Origin of the sequence: Kribbella sp. NPDC023972 (genome assembly GCF_040639075.1) — a bacterium.
GTDB lineage: Bacteria > Actinomycetota > Actinomycetes > Propionibacteriales > Kribbellaceae > Kribbella.
The window spans coordinates 97,426-113,891 of sequence record NZ_JBEZZH010000012.1; the positions used below are offsets into that span (position 1 = coordinate 97,426).

14 protein-coding genes are annotated in these 16,466 nt (G+C 69.0%); 9 read left to right on the top strand and 5 right to left on the bottom strand.

All coding sequences use genetic code 11. From position 1 onward, the window contains the following. Window positions 1-121: 121 nt before the first annotated feature. The 7 genes from ffh (at window position 122) to AB0F43_RS33850 (ending at window position 9,203) form a co-directional block, all read left to right on the top strand. Window positions 122-1,693 carry a signal recognition particle protein gene (ffh, locus tag AB0F43_RS33820; protein WP_360486359.1) on the top strand — a complete coding sequence of 524 codons (1,572 nt, stop codon included), beginning with the start codon at window positions 122-124 and terminating at the stop codon, window positions 1,691-1,693. Between the two features lie 197 nt (window positions 1,694-1,890). Continuing rightward, window positions 1,891-3,255 carry a lytic transglycosylase domain-containing protein gene (locus AB0F43_RS33825; RefSeq protein WP_360486362.1) on the top strand — a complete coding sequence of 455 codons (1,365 nt, stop codon included), beginning with the start codon at window positions 1,891-1,893 and terminating at the stop codon, window positions 3,253-3,255. Between the two features lie 269 nt (window positions 3,256-3,524). Then, window positions 3,525-4,688, top strand: coding sequence for a lytic murein transglycosylase (locus AB0F43_RS33830; RefSeq protein WP_360486365.1), 1,164 nt, complete (start codon window positions 3,525-3,527; stop codon window positions 4,686-4,688). 24 nt (window positions 4,689-4,712) lie between these two features. Then, window positions 4,713-5,801, top strand: coding sequence for an amidohydrolase family protein (locus AB0F43_RS33835; protein ID WP_360486368.1), 1,089 nt, complete (start codon window positions 4,713-4,715; stop codon window positions 5,799-5,801). Between the two features lie 109 nt (window positions 5,802-5,910). Next, entirely contained in the window at window positions 5,911-7,272 is a 1,362-nt protein-coding gene (locus AB0F43_RS33840) for an N-acetylmuramoyl-L-alanine amidase (protein WP_360486372.1), read from the top strand. A 135-nt stretch (window positions 7,273-7,407) separates the two neighbouring features. Beyond that, a complete protein-coding gene (locus AB0F43_RS33845) occupies window positions 7,408-8,577 on the top strand; it encodes a histidine kinase (RefSeq protein ID WP_360486375.1) in 1,170 nt (389 codons plus the stop codon). Continuing rightward, the gene (locus AB0F43_RS33850; RefSeq protein ID WP_360486378.1) at window positions 8,565-9,203 is read left to right on the top strand and encodes a response regulator transcription factor; all 639 of its coding nucleotides are present in this window, start codon (window positions 8,565-8,567) and stop codon (window positions 9,201-9,203) included. The genes AB0F43_RS33845 and AB0F43_RS33850 overlap by 13 nt, the downstream gene beginning before the upstream one ends. A gap of 70 nt (window positions 9,204-9,273) precedes the next feature. Here the strand turns inward: AB0F43_RS33850 and AB0F43_RS33855 are convergent, their stop codons facing one another. Continuing rightward, window positions 9,274-10,626 (bottom strand): SPFH domain-containing protein, encoded by a 1,353-nt coding sequence (locus AB0F43_RS33855; protein ID WP_360486381.1) that lies wholly within the window; start codon window positions 10,624-10,626, stop codon window positions 9,274-9,276. A 25-nt stretch (window positions 10,627-10,651) separates the two neighbouring features. Next, window positions 10,652-10,846 carry a hypothetical protein gene (locus AB0F43_RS33860; RefSeq protein WP_132212569.1) on the bottom strand — a complete coding sequence of 65 codons (195 nt, stop codon included), beginning with the start codon at window positions 10,844-10,846 and terminating at the stop codon, window positions 10,652-10,654. A 136-nt stretch (window positions 10,847-10,982) separates the two neighbouring features. Between AB0F43_RS33860 and AB0F43_RS33865 the strand changes: the two genes are divergently transcribed. Both AB0F43_RS33865 and AB0F43_RS33870 read left to right on the top strand, forming a co-directional pair. Beyond that, on the top strand, window positions 10,983-11,360 hold the full coding sequence (locus AB0F43_RS33865) for a hypothetical protein (protein WP_360486385.1): 378 nt from the start codon (window positions 10,983-10,985) through the stop codon (window positions 11,358-11,360). A gap of 1 nt (window position 11,361) precedes the next feature. Further along, window positions 11,362-13,428: a caspase family protein gene (locus AB0F43_RS33870; RefSeq protein ID WP_360486388.1), complete on the top strand. Its 2,067-nt coding sequence runs from the start codon at window positions 11,362-11,364 to the stop codon at window positions 13,426-13,428. On the opposite strand, the gene AB0F43_RS33875 is transcribed toward AB0F43_RS33870, so the two are convergent. Genes AB0F43_RS33875 through AB0F43_RS33885 form a run of 3 tightly spaced genes read right to left on the bottom strand, consistent with a single transcriptional unit; the run spans window position 13,394 to window position 16,463 of the window. After that, window positions 13,394-14,218 carry a carbohydrate ABC transporter permease gene (locus AB0F43_RS33875; protein ID WP_360486660.1) on the bottom strand — a complete coding sequence of 275 codons (825 nt, stop codon included), beginning with the start codon at window positions 14,216-14,218 and terminating at the stop codon, window positions 13,394-13,396. The two genes, AB0F43_RS33870 and AB0F43_RS33875, sit on opposite strands and share 35 nt — an antisense overlap. Continuing rightward, on the bottom strand, window positions 14,218-15,177 hold the full coding sequence (locus tag AB0F43_RS33880; RefSeq protein ID WP_360486391.1) for a sugar ABC transporter permease: 960 nt from the start codon (window positions 15,175-15,177) through the stop codon (window positions 14,218-14,220). The genes AB0F43_RS33875 and AB0F43_RS33880 overlap by 1 nt, the downstream gene beginning before the upstream one ends. Next, window positions 15,174-16,463, bottom strand: a complete 1,290-nt coding sequence (locus tag AB0F43_RS33885) for an extracellular solute-binding protein (RefSeq protein WP_360486394.1) — start codon at window positions 16,461-16,463, stop codon at window positions 15,174-15,176. The genes AB0F43_RS33880 and AB0F43_RS33885 overlap by 4 nt, the downstream gene beginning before the upstream one ends. Between the last annotated feature and the right edge of the window lie 3 nt (window positions 16,464-16,466).

The window sequence follows — 16,466 nt, forward strand, 5'->3', positions numbered from 1 at the left end:
TGCTCGGGGGTGCGATCACCGTAGCGAGATCCGGTGACGGCCAGCGGAAGTTATCCACAGGACTGGTGGGTAGACTCGGTGGGGTTGTACCTGGGTTGTCTCTGGAGAAACGGACTGTTTCGTGTTCGATACGCTTTCTGATCGTCTGTCCGCCACGTTCAAGAACTTGCGTGGCAAGGGCAAGTTGACTGATGCCGATATCGAGGCGACGACGCGGGAGATCCGGATCGCGCTGCTGGAGGCGGATGTCGCGCTGCCGGTGGTGAAGGAGTTCATCAGGGCGGTCCGGGAGCGGGCCAGTGGGGCCGAGGTGCGCGGCGGGCTGAACCCGGCGCAGCAGGTGATCAAGATCGTCAACGAGGAACTGGTCACGATCCTCGGTGGCGAGACCCGTGAGCTGCGGATGGCGAAGCGGCCGCCGACCGTGATCATGCTGGCCGGTCTGCAGGGTGCCGGTAAGACCACCCTGGCCGGGAAGCTGGCCAAGTGGCTGAAGGAGACCAGGCACCAGACGCCGATGCTGGTCGCGGCCGACCTCCAGCGGCCGAACGCGGTGACCCAGCTGCAGGTGGTCGGCGAGCGGGCCGGCGTACCGGTGTTCGCTCCCGAGCCCGGGAACGGCGTCGGCGACCCGGTGGACGTCGCCCGCAAGGCGATGGACGAGGCGCGGACCAAGCAGCACAGCGTGGTGATCGTCGACACGGCCGGCCGGCTGGGTGTCGACGAGGTGCTGATGAAGCAGGCCGCCGACATCCGCGACGCGGTCTCGCCGGACGAGATCCTCTTCGTGGTCGACGCGATGATCGGTCAGGACGCGGTCACCACGGCCCAGGCGTTCCTGGACGGGGTCGGGTTCGACGGCGTCGTACTGTCCAAGCTGGACGGTGACGCCCGCGGTGGTGCCGCGCTGTCGATCGCGCAGGTGACCGGCCGCCAGGTGATGTTCGCCTCGAACGGCGAGAAGCTCGAGGACTTCGACGTCTTCCACCCCGACCGGATGGCGTCGCGCATCCTCGGCATGGGTGACGTGATGAGCCTGATCGAGCAGGCCGAGCGCACCTTCGACGCCGAGGAGGCCGCCAAGACCGCGGCCAAGCTGCAGAAGAAGGGCGGCAAGGACTTCACCCTGGACGACTTCCTCGCCCAGATGCAGTCGGTGCGCAAGATGGGGCCGCTGACCAAGATCTTCGGCATGCTGCCGGGCGCGTCCCAGTTCAAGGACCAGCTGGAGAACTTCGACGAGCGCGAGATCGACCGGATCGAGGCGGTCATCCACTCGATGACGCCGGCCGAGCGGGCCGACCCGAACATCATCAACGGCTCCCGCCGGGCCCGGATCGCGAAGGGTTCCGGCACCGAGGTCGCCACTGTCAGCGGGCTGGTCGAGCGGTTCTTCGAGGCGCGCAAGATGATGAACGCGATGGCGACCGGCAAAGGCCTGCCGGGGATGCCTGGGATGCCCGGCATGCCGGGGATGGCCGGTGGCGGCGGCGCCCGGAAGGCGAAGCAGCAGGCCAAGAAGGGGAAGAAGCGCGGCTCGGGCAACCCGGCCAAGCGGGCGAACCAGGGCAACCAGCAGCCGTCCGAGCCGCAGCCGGGCCAGCTGCCGGCCGCGTTCGGCGGCGGCAACCAGAACGGCGGCGACTTCGAGCTTCCGGACGACCTGAAGAAGATGCTCGGCGGCGGCCAGTAGGTGAATCTTGTCCGCCGTTCGCCCGACGGGGCGGTGGACAGGTCCGGCCTAAGGCGGGTTGCCCGCGGGCGGGGTGCCCGATCGGCGGTCGGTGACCGCATGAAGTGGCACACCGTTGCCGGTTGTCCACGACCCCGTGGCGACTAAGATCGTGCCTACGCCCGAAGTGACTGTGGAGACGTCGAAGGACGGTTCGGATGAGGCAGCAGTTCAAGAACCTGGGCACGTGGCGGGGGAAGCTGACCGCCACCTGGGTCATCTTGGCTCCGCCTACCGCCATGGTCGCCGTGTTCGTGGCCGGCGGCGTCACCTCGAACACGTTCATCGTGGACGCGCACGCGCTGGCCCAGCCGCGCCACGACGCCCAGTTCGACGAGCTGGCGAACGAAGTGCCGACGCAGCCCGGGGCCGACGGCAGCATGCCGACCCAGGAGAAGTCGCGGGTCCAGGTGCCGGTGACCGGCGCGGTCGACGGTCCGGTGCAGCCGATCCCGGGGATCACCGGCAACCCGTCGGGGATCCCGGGCACCGTGCTGGCGGCGTACCAGAAGGCTGCCAACGAGCTGGCTGTGGCGATGCCGGGCTGCCGCATCACCTGGCCGCTGCTGGCCGGCATCGGCAAGGTCGAGTCCGCGCACGCCAGCGGCGGCAAGGTCGAGGCGAACGGGAACACCCGTGGCAAGATCCTCGGCCCGGTCCTCGACGGCGGCCCGGGGATGGCCGCGATCACCGACACCGACCAGGGCCTGTACGACGGGAACACGGCCTGGGACCGCGCGGTCGGGCCGATGCAGTTCATCCCGGGCACGTGGAAGGCGTTCGGCGCGGACGGCAACGGTGACGGGGTCAAGGACCCGCACAACATGTTCGACGCGGCCCGGGCGGCCGGCGACTACCTGTGCTCGGGCGGGGCGAACCTGTCCGACCCGCAGGGCCTGGTCCAGGCGGTGCTGCGCTACAACCACTCGATGGACTACGTGTCGACCGTGCTGCGGTGGATGCAGTCGTACGCCAACCAGACCGTGACGATCCCGGACACCGAGGGCGTGATCACCCCGCCGGCCGACGACAACGGCAACGTCGACCAGACCAACGATCCGGGCCGGACGGACACCAACCCGCCGACGACGCCGACGCCGACTCCGACTCCGACTCCCACGCCGGCCCCGACGTCGCAGCGCAGTACGCCGGTCCCGTCGCAGACCACCTCGAGGCCGGCCACGTCCACACCGCCGCCGTCGACCAGCAAGCCGCCGACGCCGTCGAAGCCGCCGATGACGGCGACCCCGACGCGGACGCCGTCGAACACGCCGTCGAACACGCCGTCGAACACGCCGACGAAGACCCCGGGTACGCCGTCGCAGACGCCCACCACGACGCCCACTACGACGCCCACCACGACGCCCACGCCGACGCCGACCTGTACGCCGACGCCGACCGGGACCCCGACCGGCACGCCGACGGTGACCCCGACCCCGGAGCCGTGCGCGGAGACGACGAACCCGCAGGGCGAGGCGACCTCCGCTCCCACCCCGGACCAGGCTCCGCAGCCCGGCAACTGATCCTCGGGAAACCGGGTTTCACGCCCGGGGCAACGGGGAAACCACCTGCGGCCGCGGCGTCCCTCCGCCGTTGTTTTCGGGTTCGTCGTACCCCCTTCGTGGTGCCGATTTTTCGGTGCTGGCGGGTCCGGTAACTTTGCGTCGACTTGATGTAACTTTCTGGCGCATGGATCGTTGAGGGGACTATGCGCCTAACCCGTAGTGGTAACCGTCGGGTCAAAATAATCATCGCTTCACTGTGCACAGCCCCGCTCCTGGTCGGGGCCATCGTGACAGTCGCCTCGGGCGGGGCCGGTGCCTCCGGTCAGCTCGCGGCGGACAGCCCGGTCGCTCCATCGCCTGGGGCCGGTCTGAACAGCGGTGAGTTCGACGAACTGACGATGATCGTTCCGCAGCGTCCCGGGGTGGACGGCCGGCTCGGTTCCGACCTGCCCGCCCGTGCCGACGTACCCGTCCAGGGTGCGACCGACGGCCGGTCCGTGGTCCGGCCGGGGCGGCCCGATGCCGTCAACGGCATCCCGCGCGGGGTGTTCCCCGCCTACCGCCGCGCCACCGCGAACCTCGCCGTGGTCCGGCCGAACTGTGGGCTCACCTGGCCGTTGCTGGCCGGCATCGGCAAGGTCGAGTCCGACCATGCCAGTGGCGGCCGGGTCGACGTGGCCGGCACCACCCGGGGCAAGATCCTCGGCCCGGTGCTGAACGGCCGCCGCGGGAACGGCCGGATCACCGACACCGACAAGGGCCGGTACGACGGTGACCTGACCTGGGATCGCGCGGTCGGCCCGATGCAGATCATTCCGCAGGTGTGGAACGACTTCGGCGCCGACGGCAACGGCGACGGGTTCCGCAACCCGAACAACGTGTACGACGCGGTCACCACGGTCGCGGTGTACCTGTGCTCGCAGGGAAGTGACCTGAAGCAGCCGCGCGACCTGGTCGCGTCCCTGCTGCGGTACCAGCACTCCAAGGACTTCGTCGCCACCGTGCTGAGGTGGATGCGGGTCTACAGCAAGAACGCGGTGCTGATCCCGAACGAGAAGGGCAGCCTGTCGGTGCCCAAGGCGAACGGCAACGCCGAGCGCAAGGTGGACCCGCGCCAGGTGCCGGAGGTCCCGGACGACAGCAAGCCGACCACCGCGACATCCACCACGCCGAAGCCGCAGCCGACCGCGCCGACGACGACCGACGAGCCGACGCTGCCGGAGCCTGCGGACAGGCCGACCAAGGAGCCGACGCACAAGCCGTCCAAGCCGACGCCCCGGCCGACGCCGACCCCGTCGCAGACGCCCACCCCGACGCCGACCCCGACTCCCACGCCGACGCCGACTCTCACGCCCACGCCGACCCCGTCGGACACCCCGACCAGTTCGCCGTGCTCCACCACTGATCCGACCACGCCCACCTGTACACCGGGCGGCGGCTCGCACGGCTGACACCAACCCGGTTAACGTCGCCGTATGACGGAAACCGGCGTACTCAGGCTGGTCGGCACGGTGTTGCCGGGCGGCGAGCGGCAGGAGCTCCACCTCAGCGGTGGGCTGGTCGTCGACCGGCCCACCGCTGCCGAGGTCAGTACCGTGCACACCGGCGGCTGGATCGTGCCCGGCCTGGTCGACGCGCACTGTCACATCGGGCTGGACCAGCACGGCGCCGTCGACCGGGACGCCCAGGAGCAGCAGGCGATCACCGACCGGGAGGCCGGTGCGCTGCTGGTCCGGGACGCGGGCTCGGCCGCGGACACCCGGTGGATCGACGAGCGCGAGGATCTGCCCAAGATCATCCGGGCCGGCCGGCACATCGCCCGGTCCAAGCGCTACATCCGCAACTACGGCTGGGAGATCGAGCCGGACGAGCTGGTCGCGTACGTCGAGCAGGAGGCCCGGCGTGGTGACGGCTGGGTCAAGCTGGTCGGAGACTGGATCGACCGTGACGCCGGTGACCTGACCGCCTGCTGGCCGGCCGAGGCTCTCACTGCCGCGATTGCCCGGGCCCACGAGCTGGGTGCCCGCGTCACCGCCCACGTCTTCGGCGAGCACGCCCTGCCGGACCTGCTTGCCGCCGGCATCGACTGCATCGAGCATGGCACCGGTCTGCTGCCGGATATGCTCGACCAGATGGCCGAGCATGGTGTCGCGGTGGTCCCGACCCTCGTCCAGCTGGAGAACTTCCCGCAGTACGCCGACCAGGCGGCCGCCAAGTTCCCGCAGTACTCGGCCCACATGCGCGACCTGTACGACCAGCGCCTGGTCCGCCTCCGGGATGCCTACGAGGCCGGCGTACCCGTGTACGCCGGGACCGACGCGGGCGGTGTGCTCGGGCACGGCCTGGTCGCCCAGGAGATCCAGGCGCTGACGAGTATCGGCCTGTCGGGCGAGCAGGCGCTCGCCGCCGGGTCGTGGGCGGCCCGCGAGTGGCTGGGTGCCCCGAGCAACCTCCAGCCGGGCGATCCGGCCGATCTGGTCGTGTACGACGAGGACCCGCGCGCGAATCCCGCCGTACTCAGTCATCCGCGGCTGATCGTGCTGCGTGGCAGGGTGATGACTTGACCGGAAGATCTTCACCGAAGCGCTAGTCCCGGCGGAAGATCTTGCCCTAGCGTGACTTCCGGGACCGCCGACGCCCCTCGGCGGACCGAATCAGGGAAGGAACTGCCCGATGGGGAAATCCGCCCGAGTACCCATGTCCCGACTCTCCGCTCTGCTCGCCACCGCGGCCGCCGGCGCCCTCGCACTGAGTGCCCTGCCGAGCAACGCTGCCGAGCCGGTCGACCCGGCGAAGAGTGAGCTCGCCACCGCCTTCGAGACCGCGGCGGTCAAGTACGACGTACCCCGCGAAGTGCTCGTCGGCGTCGGCTACGCCGAGTCGCACCTCGACGGCCACAACGGCCTGCCCAGCCAGGCAGGAGGGTACGGCGTGATGCACCTGGTCAGCAACAACCAGAACCCGACGATGTCGCAGGCAACCAAACTCACCGGCTTGCCGGTCGAGAAGCTCGCCAAGGATCCCGCAGCCAACATCCTCGGCGCCGCCGCCGTCCTCGACTCGTACGCCGACGCCGCGAAGCTGACCGATCGGTCGGACGTCGGCAAGTGGTACGAGGTGATCGCGAAGTACTCGCACTCCGCCGACGGCCCGACCGCGCGGCTCTACGCCGACGAGGTCTACAAGATCATCGGCCGGGGCGTGAACGTCGCCGGCGTCAGCACCGCGCCGAAGCGCGTCAGCCCGGATCGCGGCGCCTACGCGAAGGTCGCGCCGCTGGGTACCCGGACGCCGGCCTCGGTCGCGGCCGTCGACTACCCCGGCGCGATCTGGAACCCGGCCAGCTCGAGCAACTACCGGGTCGGCCGGACCGCGGCCGTCTCCACGATCGTCATCCACGTGACCCAGGGCTCGTACGCCGGCACGATCAGCTGGTTCAAGAACCCGTCGTCCCAGGTGAGCGCGCACTATGTGGTCCGGTCCAGCGACGGGCAGATCACCCAGATGGTGGCCGAGAAGGACACCGCCTGGCACGTCCGCAGCGCCAACCCGTACACGATCGGTATCGAGCACGAGGGCTGGGTGGACCAGCCGTCGTGGTTCACCGACGCGATGTACCGGGCGTCGGCCGCGCTGACCAGGAACATCGCCGACCGGCGTGGCATCCCGAAGGACCGGGCCCACATCAAGGGCCACAACGAGATCCCCGGGAACGACCACACCGACCCAGGTCCGCACTGGAACTGGAACTACTACATGCAGCTGGTGAACGACGGGAACCCGCCGCAGTACAACTTCACCACCTACGGCACCGGCGTCCGGGTCCGGTCCGCGCCGAGCCTGTCGGCGTCCGTCGTGACCACGCTGCCCGGCCCCACCCAGGTGCACGTCGAGTGCCAGGTCCAGGGCGACCCGGTCACCGCCGAGGGAACCACGAACAACTGGTGGTCCAAGCTGCGCGACCAGCGCGGCTACATGACCAACATCTACATCGACCACCCCGACCCAAAGCTGCCCGGCGTACCCGAGTGCTAGCTCCAACCAGCTGACGAACCCAGCCCGACCAGGACCTGGAGCCGAACTCCATCGGCTCCAGGTCCTGGCCGCTGCAGGGAGAAAGGTAGAGCCTGCTGTACCGACCGGGGCCTTCGGTTGCCGGAGGATTGGGGCATGTTGACGAAGATCCTGTCCCGGGGTGGCAGGGCAAGCGGGTACCTGGCGGTTCGATTTCTGACCGGCCTGGGCATTCTCGCGGCGCTCCCGCTCGGCCTGCTGTTCTGCTGGCTCCAGCCTGTACGTGCCGGCCTGGTGCGGCTGGCGAACAGCGAATGGTCCCAAGCTTCCCGGTATCTGGACCTGCCGGCTGAACCCGGTGGCAAGTCCTTCAAGCGCAGCCGGTGGCTCCTGTGGATGCCGCTCCTGATGGTGCCCGAGCTGTTCGTTGCGGTCTTCGCGGTGATCGGCGCACCGGCCGCACTCGCCGGCATGGTGTTGTGGAAGCTTGACCCGGGCAACTTCACGCTGCTGGGCATCGGCATCGACAGTTGGTTCGAGGCGCTCACCCTCGGCCCGCTACAGGTTCTGGTCAGTCTGGGCGTGCTGGGTTGGGGAGCACCCGCAGTAGCGCGTAGGCATGCTCAAGCGGTCCGCAATGCCCTCGCACCCGGTGAAGCCGAGCTGCTCACGCAGCGGGTGGAGGAGCTCACCAGAAGCCGGGCTGGTGCCGTTGACTCGTACGGGGCCGAGCTGCGCCGGATCGAGCGCGACCTGCACGACGGCACGCAAGCCCAGCTGGTCTCTCTGGCCATGCGGATCGGCGTCGCCAAGCAGATGATGGCCGACGACCCCGAGAAGGCCGCCAAGCTGCTCGACGACGCCCGTGACGGTGCCGAGCAGGCGATGAACGAGCTGCGCGGCGTACTGCGGACCATGTACCCGCCGATCCTGGCCGACCGCGGTCTGGCCGGTGCGGTCTCCGCACTGTGCGCCCGTTGCCCGCTCCCGGTGGAGCTAAGACTGGGCGAGCTCGGGCAGGTCCCGGCCGCTGTCGAGGCTGCCGCCTACTTCGTCGTCGCCGAGTCGCTGACCAACATCACCAAGCACTCCGCGGCCGGGCATGTCGACGTACTGATGGAACGGCGTGGTCCGGACCTGTACCTGGCAATCACCGACGACGGGATCGGTGGAGCACGGATCAGCGAGCAGTCCGACCTGCTGGGCCGGGGGAGCGGTCTGCATGGCATGCTCCACCGGGTGGAGGCGATCGACGGACGACTGGAGCTGCAGAGCCCGATCGGCGGGCCGACCACGGTCGAGGTGGTGCTGCCGTGCGGGTCGTGATCCTGGAGGACAACCCGATCCTGGCCGAGGGGCTCGGCCTGCTGCTCGGCAACTCCGGCTTCGAGGTGGTCGCGGTCGCCGGTGACGCGGACGAGTTCGCCAAGGTGGTCGCCGCCGACGAGCCCGAAATCGCGATCGTCGACGTACGGCTGCCACCGACGTTCACCGACGAGGGGCTTCGCGCCGCGATCGAGGCCCGCCGGGTCCGTCCGGGCCTCCCGGTGCTGGTGTTCTCGCAGTACGTCGAGGAAGTGTACGCCGCCGAACTGCTGGCCGCCGGGAGTGAGGGTGTCGGCTACCTCCTGAAGGACCGCGTCTCCCGGGTGGACGAGTTCCTCGAGGCGGTACGGCGAGTGGCTGCCGGGGGGACCGTGCTGGACCCGGAAGTGGTCAGCCAGCTGATGGTGAAGAAGAGCAGTCCGCTGGACCGGCTGACCCCGCGCGAACGCGAGGTGCTCGCGCTGATGGCGGAGGGCCTGGGCAACACCGCGATCGCGGAGAAGCTGGTCATCTCCGAAGGCGCTGTGCACAAGCACGTCGGCAACGTCTTCCTGAAACTCGATCTGCCCCCGACCGACTCAGGTCACCGCCGCGTCCTCGCCGTACTCGCGCATCTCGGCCTCTGACTCTCCACACCGCCTGACAGCACGACGTCCCGGACCCCCGCTCGCGGGGATCCGGGACATCGGGGTCGGATCAGGCCGTCTCGTTCGGGACCGGCTCGAGGGTGGGCTTCGCGTCGTCCTTCTTGGCCGAGAGCGAGTCGATCAGCTGCTTGGCCAGGGCGAAGCCGGAGCCGCCCATCGTGATGGTCTTCACCAGGGTGTCCTCGATGCCCTGGGCACCGTTCAGGACCACCATGTTGCCGACCTTCTCGAACGATCCGGCCGCCGCGGCGACGATCTGCGGGTACGCCTCGGCCAGCTGCTGGGCGACGACCGCGTCGGTGTTGGTGGCCAGCGCCTCGGCGCGGGCCTTGATACCGGCCGCCTCGGCCATCGCCTTCGCCTGGACGGCGGCCGCCTCGGCCTTACCGGTCAGCTCGGTCGCCTTCGCCTCGGCCTCACCGCGCAGCGCGACCTCACGGGCCTGCGCCTCCGCGGCCGCGATCTGGGCGTCACGCGCCGCCTGGGCCAGGGTGCGCTGGCGGTACGCCTCGGCGTCGGCCGGCTTCAGCACCGTCGACTCCAGCTGCTTCTCGGCCAGCGACGCGTTCAGCTTCGCGGTCTCGGTCTCGGCGACGACGACCTCCTGCCGGGCCAGCGCCTCGGCCAGCGGACCGGACTGCGAGGCCTTGGACTTCGCCTGGTCGACCTCGGCCTGGTAACCGGCCTGGGCGATCGAGCTCTCCCGGACCGCGGCCGCCTTGGCGGCTGCCGCCACCTGCTCGCGCTCGGTCGCCTCCCGGTCCCGCTCGGCCTGCGCGATCCGGGCCGCCGCCTCGACCGCCGCGGCCTGCGGGCGGCCCAGGTTCTTGATGTAGCCGGACTCGTCGTCGATCTCCTGGATCTGCAGCGAGTCGACCACCAGGCCGAGCTTCTCCATGTCACCGGCCAGCGAGCCGCGGATGTTCGTGGTCAGCGTCTCCCGGTCGTGCAGCATCTCCTCGACCGTGGTCGAACCGACGATCGCCCGCAGGTGACCGGCGAACAGCTCGTGGATGGTGCTCATCACCTGCTCGTCGCTCTGCTCCAGGAACCGCCGGGCCGCGTTCGCGATCGAACCGTAGTCGTCACCGACCTTGTACGCGGTGACGCCCTTGATGTGCAGCGGGATGCCCTGGCTGGACACGCACGTCACCGTCAGCGGCGTGGCCCGGATGTCCAGCGGCAAGCGCCGTACGGTCTGGAAACCGGGCAGCACCGCGGTGCCGCGGCCGACGACGATCTTGAAACCGAGCGTCTCGTTCACCTGCTCGGAGCTCGAGTGCGCGCCGAGACCGGAGATGATCAGGGCCTCGTTCGGTTCGGCCACCCGCCAGACCATCCGGAACAGGATCAGCAGGACCAGCAGCGCGACGGCGCCGATGATCAGGTACGTCCAGAGCATTTCCCCTCCAAGGGAACAGAATGATTCAGAAGGCCCGAGCGACGTAGACCGTGCGGGGCGGGTCGAAGTCGACCACCACCACCGGCGTGCCCACCTCGATCACCTCGTCGGTCGCCGGGTAAGCGTAGAAGGCCTCGGTGGCACCCCGGACCGGCAGCATCACCTCGCCGACGATCCCCGGTGCGATCCGGCCGATCACGCGTCCCCGCTTCCCCACCATGACGCCCCTCCGACGCAACTCAGCCGACAACAGTTCCCGAAGCCTAGTGCCTCCACATCGCCATCACCGCTTGTGGCCGCGCCGGTACAGGCGCATCGTTGGAGATGTCGGCTTGGGGGTGTTGGGGGAGGGCCTGATGGTCGCGGAAGTCCGGGTCGGGGTTGTCGAGCAGGGGTCCGACGACGCGCGGCTGGAGGAGCTGGCGCTGCTGTTGCGGCAGGAGTTGCTGGCACTCGACGTACGCGCGGTCGAGCCGTATCGCGAGGGGGAGGCGCCGGAGGGTTCGCGGGCCGGCCTGGCCGCCATCGCGGGAGTGCTGAGCGTGTCACTGGCGCCCGGTCTGCAAGCGCTCGGCGGAGTCGTGTCCGTGGTGCGCGATTGGCTGCGCCGGTCCGGTAGCGGGCGGACGGTGAAGATCACGATCGACGGGGACACGCTCGAGCTGAGCGGCGCCAGTGACGCGATCCAGCAGCAACTGGTCGACGCCTGGGTCAGCAAGCACGCGGCTGGTTGAGATGGACGGCTCACGCGTCGCGCTCGTGATCGCGAACGACCAGTACGACGACCCCGGCCTGCGACGCCTGGTCGCGCCGGCCCAGGACGCGGCCGCGTTGGCAGAGGTGCTCGCGGATCCGTCGGTGGGCGGCTTCGACGTGCAGGTGTTGCACAACGCATCGGCCCAGGAGATCAGGTTCGCCGTCGAGGACTTCTTCGCCGACCGGGCACCCGAGGACCTGCTGATGCTCCATTTCTCCTGCCACGGGCTGAAGAACGCGGCCGGTGAGCTGTTCCTCGCGGTTGCCGATACCAAGCCCACCCGGCTGGCGTCGACGGCCGTAGCCGCGGACTTCGTCAACCGGCAGATGGCGGACAGCCGGGCCCAGCGGATCGCCTTGTTCCTGGACTGCTGCTACGGCGGTGCCTTCCCGCGCGGCATGGTCGTCCGCGCGGCCGGTGAGGCACAGGTACGCGACGCCTTCGCGGGCCAGGAGGAGGTCGGTGGCGGCCGCGGCCGCGTGGTGGTGACGGCCTCCAGCGCGATGGAGTACGCCTTCGAGGGCGGCCAGCTTGCGACGGATGCGTCCGTGCCGTCGGTGTTCACGAGCGCGGTCGTGGACGGGCTGAGCACCGGCGAGGCCGATCGTGACGGCGACGGCTGGGTCGGGCTGACGGAACTGGTCGGGTACGTCACCGATCGCGTCCGCCGCGTCACGCCGAACCAGAACCCGCAGATGTGGACGTTCGGCTCCCAGGGCGAACTGCTGCTGGCCCGCAGTCGCGTCCGCCGGATCACCCCGGCCCCGCTCGCGCCCGAACTGCTCGAGGCGATGGAGAGTCCGTTGCCAGCAGCGAGATTCGGCGTGGTCGACTACCTGCGTGAGCGCCTGGTCGGCAACGATCTGAGCCAGGCGTACGCCGCCTGGCAGGCGCTGGAGCCGATGGTGAACGACGACAGCCGTCGCGTCGCCCTCGCCGCCGCGGAGGCTCGGGAGGAAGCCGTTCCGCGGGTGACACCTGTGGAGCTCGAGCTTGGTACGGCGGATGCCGGTGAGATACGGCTGGAGGGGCCGCCGATCGCACTGACCGCAGTGGCCTCGTCGAGCGCCGAGTGGCTCAGAGTCGAGCAGGACGGGCCAGCCATCCGGGTCCGCGCCGAGCACGCAGGCGAGGCTTCGGTGATTCTCAGTGGGCCGACCGGCGAACGGACGATCCCGGTCCATGCGACGATGCCCGACACCGAGTCCGAGCCGCCCCCACCGCCGCCTGAACCCGAGCCGGAACCCGCCCCGCCCCCACAACCAGAGCCCCCGCGGGTCCAAACACCAGCCCCACCAGCCGATCCGGCGACGACGGTCCCTTGGTGGGCGGTCGCCGTACTGATCGTCGGCACGGCGGTCCTGGTCTACCTGAACTGGCCGGGGGCGGCTGACTCCCGCGAGCTCTGGGACGACGAGGACACCGGGTGGTCCGTGACTCGGAGCTGGACCGATCCGATCATCCTCTCGTCGTTCGTCGCGCTGGTGGCGACCCTTGCCGCCCGGTGGGTGGGGCCGGTCGCCTTGGGGATCGTGGCCGGCTGTGCCGCGTCCGTGCTCGAGGACGGACTGCTGATCCTCGGCGGTGGGATCTCGGACGACGAGACCACCACGTGGACCATCGCGACCGCGGTGGCCGCCGCAATGGCCGTCGTACTCCTGTTCGTGCTCAGGCCGAAGGGCCTACTAGGGTCGATCCCACCCGTGTTCGTGATCCTGGTCGTTGCCGGCGGCATCTTGTTGCTGGTGAGCGCACTGGTCGATCACCCCGATGGTGTCGCGTTCCGCGATGTCACCTTCCTGGCCCTGCTCGAGCCACCGGTCACCGTCGCGCTCGCGTTGCTCGCGCTGGCAGCAACAGATCCGCGGACGCGGACGTGGCTCACTGCGGCCGCGGCGACGTACGCACTGATCAGCATTGTCGCGGCGGTCCCGGCTCTGACCGAGGGGGACTCGCCGCCTGCTTTCCTGACCGCACTCTTCGGCAACGCGTTGATCGCGACCGGCGTTCTCAGCCGCGTATTGCGCCTTCAGTCGCGCCCTTGATGAACTGGCGGGCGAAGATCCCGAACACGACCACCAACGGAACCATTGCCATCAGCGCACCGGTCATCACCATGCTGTAGTCGACGCCGTGGCTGCGGTTCAGCGTGGACAGCGCGACCTGCAGGGTGAGGTGGTCGGGGTTGGTGAGCACGATCAGCGGCCACATATAGTCGTTCCAGGACGCCACGAAGGTGAAGATGCCCAGGAACGCCAAGGCGGGCCGGGCCGACGGCAGCGCGACATGCCAGTAGACGCGGAGGAACCCGCAACCGTCCAGCGTCGCGGCCTCGACCAGTTCGTCGTGGATCGAGTTCTGGAAGTACTGCCGCATCCAGAAGATGCCGAACGCGTTCGCCGCCCCGGGGATAATGAGTGCCTTGAGCGAACCGACCCAGCCGAGTAGGGCCATCGTCTGGAACTGCGGTACGGCGGCCAGTTGCGCCGGCAGCAGCATCGTCGCCAGCAGTACGACGAACAACGCGTTCCGGCCCGGGAACCGGAACTTCGCGAACGTGAACGCGGCCAGCGAGTCGAAGAACAGCACCAGCAGCGTGGTCGACACCGCCACGACCGCCGTGTTGGCCATCGACTGGAAGAACGCGACGTTCTCCAGCACATGCCGGACGTTGTCGTCGAACTGCGAGCCGAAGGTGAACTTCGGCGGGAACCGATAGATGTCCGCGGTGCTGTTCGACGCCATGATGATGGTCCACACGAACGGGAACATGAACACCAGCAGGGCCACGACCAGTACGGCGTGCAGCGCCAGCCCACGCAGCCGGTAGCGCATCATCTCGCCTCACTCCTGCCCCGGAAGATTCGCCAGTTGATTGCCGTGAACAACAACACGAGCAGGAAGATGCTGAGCGCGATGGCGGCCGCGTAACCGTAGTCGTTGTCCAGGAACGCGGCGCGGTAGAAGAACAGGACGACCGTCATACCGCTCTGCCCGGTACCGCCGCTGTTGCCGACCATCACCTGCGGCTCGGTGAACGTCTGCAGTCCGCCGATCGTCGAGATGACCACGGTGAACAGCACGACCGGGCGCAGTTGCGGCAGCGTGATCGAGAAGAACGTCCGGACCGGACCGGCGCCGTCCACCTTGGCCGCCTCGTACTGGTCCTTCGGGATCGCCTGCAGGCCGGCCAGGTAGATCAGCGTGTTGTACCCGACCCACTGCCACACGATCATCGTCGAGATCGCGATCTTGATGCCCCACGGCTGGCCGAGCCAGTCCTGCTCGGCGATCCCGAGCGACCGCAGCGCCGCGTTGACCAGGCCGAAGTTGGTGCTGAACACGGAGCCGAAGAAGATCGCCATCGCCACCAGCGAGGTGACGTTCGGGATGAAGTACGCGATCCGGTAGACGTTCGTGAACCGTACGGCGGACTGCAGCATCACCGCGAGCACCAGCGCGATGGCCAGCGTCGGCACCGTCGACATCAGGAACAGGACGACGGTGTTCTTCAGCGCCAGCCAGAACGTCGGGTCCTCGACCAGGAACCGGAAGTTGTCCAGGCCGGTGAACCGGCGCGCGCTCAGGCCGTCCCAGCGCTGGAACGCCAGCACGATCGTGGACAGCATCGGGTACAGCCCGAACACCGCGAACAGGATGTAGAACGGTGACAGGGCCAGGTAGAACCGCCAGTACGACCAAACCCGCCGTCCCCGCCACTGACCGGTGGACGCTCCGCGTCCGGTCACCGACAGCTTCGGGGGTTCGGTCGGTACTGTCGCAGTTTCGGTCACTGCACTCCCTGTCGCTTGGCGATCGCCTTCGCCTTCGACACCGCGGAGGCCCAGGCGGCGTCGGAGGTCTTGGCGCCGGACTGCACGGTCTTCAGTTCGTCCTTGAACGGCTGAGCGACCGCTCCGTCGGCCGGCGCCTCGTACGCGACCGGGATGGCCTTGGCCGCCGGGCCGAACACGTCGATCGGCACCTGGCCGCCGAAGAACGGGTCCGCGACCTTGAGCTGCGGCTTGTCGTAGGCGGCCGGCGTGGCCGGGAAGATCTGCGCGTCGGCGAACGCCTTGGCCTGATTGTCCGGGTTGAGCATGTACTTGATCACCTCGAACGCCTTGGCCGGGTCGGCCGCGTTCTTGGTGATGGTCAGGAACGACCCGCCGAAGTTCGCCGGTCCGCTCGGCGTCGGGGCCAGCCGCCACTTGCCGACACTGGTCTTGACCGCGGACTTGATGTCGAGCGCCACCCACGCGGCACCGACGTGCGCCGGCACCGTGCCCTGGTCCAGCCCGGCGTTCCAGTCCGGCGAACCGCTTGCGGTCTTGCCGTCGATCTTCAGGCTCATCGCCTTGACCACGGTGTCCCAGGCCTTGCGGATGTGGTCCTGGTCGCCGATGAACGTGTTGTCCTTGGAGATGTACCGCTCGGTGCCCTGACCGACGACGATGTCGTACAGGTCGGTGGCGTCCCAGACGATCAGCGCCTTCGGGTTCGACTTCTTCAGCTCGACACCCGCGGCGAAGAAGTCGTCCCAGGTCTTCAGCTGCTCGGCCACCTTGGCCGGGTCACCCGGCAGACCGCCCTTGGTGAACACGTCCTCGCGGTAGTACAGCGCGGTCGGCCCGATGTCGATCGGCAGGCCGATCACCTTGCCGTCCAAGGTGGTGGCCTGCTTGACCTTCCACTCGACGTAGTCACCGAGGATCGAGTCCGCGCCGACCGTCTTCAGGTCCACGAACCGTTCGGCCTGCGGCAGCATCGAGGCGATGTCCTCGCCCTTGAGCCCGGTGATGTCGGGGATGCCGGTGCCGCCGTTGAAGGTGGTGATCAGCTTCTGCTTGAAGTCGCCGCCGATCTCGGAGTACTTGATCTTCGGGTCCGGGAAGTGCGTGATGGTCTCGTCCACCACCGACTTGCCCAGGCCGCCGGGCCAGCACCAGAGCGCGAGTTCGGTGGCGGCGTTCGTCTTCGTCGTCGTACCGGCGTCCATCCCGGACGAGCAGCCGACGACGGTTCCGCCGAGCACGGCTGCGAAGCCCCCAGCGAGCAGCGTCCGACGTGAGAGCTCCATGGT